The sequence below is a fragment of the Megasphaera sp. AF13-6AC genome (genome assembly GCF_027685385.1).
Classification (GTDB): domain Bacteria; phylum Bacillota; class Negativicutes; order Veillonellales; family Megasphaeraceae; genus Megasphaera; species Megasphaera micronuciformis.
Genome location: NZ_JAQCUN010000111.1, coordinates 1 through 4,227, shown reverse-complemented (window position 1 = coordinate 4,227; position 4,227 = coordinate 1). Strand labels below are relative to the sequence as shown.

General features: G+C 44.8%; 6 protein-coding genes. All 6 read left to right on the top strand.

Features of this window, described 5'->3' with window-relative positions:
* Positions 1–908, top strand: a 908-nt coding sequence (locus PGX78_RS06505) for a PhoH family protein (RefSeq protein ID WP_333523967.1), incomplete at its 5' end; no start/stop codon positions are given.
* Between the two features lie 3 nt (positions 909–911).
* The gene (gene ybeY / locus PGX78_RS06500; protein ID WP_270445964.1) at positions 912–1,385 is read left to right on the top strand and encodes an rRNA maturation RNase YbeY; all 474 of its coding nucleotides are present in this window, start codon (positions 912–914) and stop codon (positions 1,383–1,385) included.
* Complete coding sequence (locus PGX78_RS06495; protein WP_006942679.1) at positions 1,385–1,765, top strand: cytidine deaminase; 381 nt, start codon at positions 1,385–1,387, stop codon at positions 1,763–1,765. The genes ybeY and PGX78_RS06495 overlap by 1 nt, the downstream gene beginning before the upstream one ends.
* A 4-nt stretch (positions 1,766–1,769) precedes the next feature.
* A complete protein-coding gene (era, locus tag PGX78_RS06490) occupies positions 1,770–2,672 on the top strand; it encodes a GTPase Era (protein WP_270445961.1) in 903 nt (300 codons plus the stop codon).
* An 8-nt stretch (positions 2,673–2,680) separates the two neighbouring features.
* The gene (locus PGX78_RS06485; RefSeq protein ID WP_270445960.1) at positions 2,681–4,027 is read left to right on the top strand and encodes a hemolysin family protein; all 1,347 of its coding nucleotides are present in this window, start codon (positions 2,681–2,683) and stop codon (positions 4,025–4,027) included.
* On the top strand, positions 4,014–4,227 hold a 214-nt coding region (locus PGX78_RS06480), incomplete at its 3' end, for a recombination protein O N-terminal domain-containing protein (RefSeq protein WP_270445959.1). The genes PGX78_RS06485 and PGX78_RS06480, both read left to right, overlap by 14 nt.

Here is a 4,227-nt window from a genome sequence, read left to right as displayed (position 1 = left end):
TGCATGACGAATTGTTGCAAACTATGCGTCAAGAGTTTCCGTCCTTGGCTTTATCGTCGCGGGGTCAGGACTTATTTATAAAGGGACCTGAAGAAGAGGCAAACATCTTGGAAAGCATGCTCTTGCACTTACGCGCTCTCGATAGGGACAAGGTGTATGCGACGACACAACAGGTGCGCTATATTACGAAGCTGGTGCGCGACGGAAAAAGCGATCTCGTAGAAATGATGCACGAGGATACGATTGCACTTTCCGATAAGGGACGTCCCGTCAAACCGAAGACGTTGGGACAAAAGGCATATGTTGATATGATTCGTAGGCAAGCCGTTACCTTCGGTATCGGGCCGGCCGGCACGGGAAAAACCTATTTAGCTGTTGCCTTGGCGTCGTATTACTTGAAAAATCGTGAAGTAGAACGTATTATATTGACTCGACCTGCCGTAGAAGCAGGTGAAAAACTAGGGTTCTTACCCGGTGATTTGCAAGAAAAAGTCGACCCGTATTTACGACCTCTGTACGACGCCTTGTCCGACATGTTCGGTCTTGATACGGTGCAGAAAATGCTGGCTCGAAATATTATAGAAGTAGCCCCTTTAGCGTACATGCGCGGCCGGACTCTGGAAGAATCGTTTGTTATTTTAGATGAAGCTCAAAACACGACGAGAGAGCAGATGAAAATGTTCTTAACGCGTATGGGGAATCATTCGCGTATGGTTATTAACGGTGATACAAGTCAAATAGACTTGCCCGGGAGCGTTCCGTCCGGATTGATTGAAGCCGTACGTATTTTGGAAACCGTACCCGGGGTAGGGGTGATGCGTTTTTCTGATATTGATGTAGTGCGTCATGATATGGTAGGACGTATTATCAGGGCTTATGAAGCGTATTATAAAGGACAGGAGGCATAATGCATGAAGGTTCGCATTACTTATGAAAACAAGGCGACGGAAAAAAAAGAATATGAAAATATTATCGAGTCGGTTTGTCAAGAAGGTGCATATATTTACGGGTTGGATGAAGACGCGGAGCTAAGTGTCGTACTTTGTGATAATGCATATATTCATGAGCTCAATAAGACATACAGAAACATAGATCGTCCTACCGATGTTTTGTCTTTTGCTTTAAATGAAGGTGAAGAAGAAGGCTACGACGGACCGGACACTAAGCTTCTCGGCGATATTGTCATTTCTCTCGATAAGACGCGGGAACAGGCGGAAGAATACGGACATTCATTTGAAAGGGAACTGGCCTATCTTACTGTTCACGGTATGTTGCATATCTTGGGATATGATCATATGACGGACGAAGATAAGGCGGAAATGAGAAAAGAGGAAGAATTCGTATTACATCGCCTCGGCTTTGTCAGAGAAGGAGAAGAATTGTAATGAGGCCTACAGATGAAGCCCTTGTTAGTGCGGCTCGGCAGGCAAAAGAAAAGGCCTATGCTCCGTACTCGCATTTTTCCGTAGGTGCGGCTGTAGATGGCGATGACGGAAAGGTATATACGGGATGTAATGTGGAAAACGGCTCATACGGGCTGACATCCTGCGCTGAACGAAATGCCGTTTTTGCCGCCGTTGCGGCAGGTTGCCGTAAGATTCACAGTGTAGCCGTTGTAGCCGATGAGGACTATACGTTGCCTTGCGGTGCTTGCCGTCAGGTCTTGGCAGAATTTTCAGCGGAACGTATTATTTTAACGGCCAAAGACGGACGATACAGAGTTGTGAAGGCAACGGAGCTGTTTCCTCAGCCTTTTTCACTATAGGAGGATGAAGATGAAAGACCAATTTAAATCGGGCTTTGTTGCCGTTGTAGGCCGTCCGAATGTGGGTAAATCGACGTTGATTAACCGTATTATTCGACAAAAGGTAACTATCGTATCTGATAAGGCTCAGACGACACGCAATAAAATTCTTTGCATTCATACGGATGATGAATGCCAAATCATTTTCCTCGATACGCCGGGGATTCATAAGCCAAAGCACAAGTTGGGACGCTTTATGGATGATGCGGCTTTCAGTGCCTTGCACGATATTGATGCGGCCGTATTTCTTGTAGCCGCCGATGAAAAACGCGGCCCCGGGGATATGTTTGTTCTAAATAAGGTTAAAGACGCAGGGGTACCCGTCTTTTTAGTTATTAATAAAACGGATAAGGTGGATAAGAAAAAAATTCCGGCAGTTATTGCGGATTATTCGCAACTCTATGATTTTACAGGTATCATTCCCGTATCGGCCTTAAACGGTGATAATGTGGATATAGTAACGGACGAGTTAAAGAAGATCTTGCAGCCGGGCCCCAAATATTTTCCCGATGATATGATTACCGACCAGCCCGAACGGCTATTAGTTTCTGAAATTGTTCGGGAAAAACTTTTGCGTGCTACCCGTGAAGAAGTTCCTCATGCCGTCGCCGTCTTTACGGAAGAAATGGCTAAAAGGGACAACGATAAAGTGTATATACGCGTTACCGTTTATGTAGAAAGGGAATCTCAGAAGCGAATTGTTATCGGCAAAAACGGTGCCGTACTGAAAGAAATCGGCCGCTATGCACGGACGGAAATAGAACAGCTTTTAGGTTCGAATGTTTTCTTAGACATATGGGTAAAAGTAAAGCCCGACTGGCGTAATAAGGCAGCGGCTTTGAATGAATTCGGATATAAGGACGAATAAGGAGAAGAATGATGACGGAAGACCAAATCGGTGTCTTGGCAACTTGTTGTATAATTTTTTTACTCGCCTTGGCTGTACATGCTTTTTTTGTAGTCGGTAAATTTGCTTTCGTGCAACTGCGCAAGGAAACCCTTGAAGAAGTGGTACGTGACGGTGAAGAACAACTGAAAAAAGTCTTGCCCTGTTATGATAATACGGGTATTTTTCTCAGTATGGCTCAGGTGGGTGTATCGCTTTCGGCTTTTACGGCAGGAAGTGTTCTATTGTATTTCCTTACGTGGACGTATATGAGTGCGGAAGTTATCGTTCCATTTCCCGGAGCTTATGTTATTTGCCTGTTTATCGCCCTTGTGTATACCGTTCTTTTTTGGGTTTTAGGTGAGTTGGTACCGAAGTCCATAGGAATGCAGGTTCCTGAGAAATCTCTCCTTTTTGCGGGGCCGATCATTTACGGACTCAGCCGGATTTTCTATCCGTTTCTGACTATAGGCATGAAACTGGGACAGCGGGTTTTGAGCGGTCGCTCTCTTGACGTGACCAATGAAATAGATATGGCTCATACGGAAGATGAAATTCGTATGCTTATTACGGCCAGTCATAAAGAAGGAAAAATCGATAAGCTTGAAAGCGAGTTAATCGATAATGTTTTCGATTTCTCCGATTTATTGGCCAAAGAAATTATGATTCCCCGTCAGGATATTATTTGTCTGTATGCCGAAGAAAGTATGACGGAGAATCTGACGACTATCAATCATTCGCGACATACGCGGTATCCTTTATGTGAAGAAGATAAAGACCATGTTCTGGGCTTGGTTCATATTAAGGATGTCTTGGATTTGCGTATTAATCGTCGCAACAACTTGAGGCTCATCAATCGGCCTATTTTGAAAATTCCTGAAATCATGCCTGTAAGTAAGTTACTGCAACTCATGAGGGCACGACGTACGTATTTGGCTATTGTTGTCGACGAGTACGGCAGTACGGTCGGTTTGGTTAGCTTGGAAGATATTATGGAAGAGCTGGTCGGTACGATTCGTAATGAACATACGGCGGAGAAAGAAGAAATTCAGCCCTTATCTGACGGAGCCTATGAATTTGCGGGAACGGTCCTCCTTGACAATGTGGAAGAATTACTTCATATTCCCGTTGAAGAAGATCGGGATGTAGATACAATAGGCGGGTATGTATTTGACTTATTGGGTCATACGCCGGAGGTTAAGGATGCGGTAACCATAGGTAATTATGCCTTCACTGTTTTAGAGGTACAAGGCTTCAGAATTGTTCGACTCCGAGCCGTACCGATTCCTCAAGAAGCGTCGACGGAAGAAACGGAGAATGAACATGAATCCGACTGAGTACGGGCTCGCCGAATCCTTTGACGGTATTATTCTCAATGTGCAGAAACATCCGTCAGGAACGAGATTGATTACCGTATTTACGCTACAAGCCGGTCGGGTACGTGTATTTGCAAGTGGCGGGGGCCGCAAAAGAAAAAACGGCAATCCTTTTTTTCAATTTGCGCGGATTGCATTTGAAGCGCGCCGCAAAGATAATA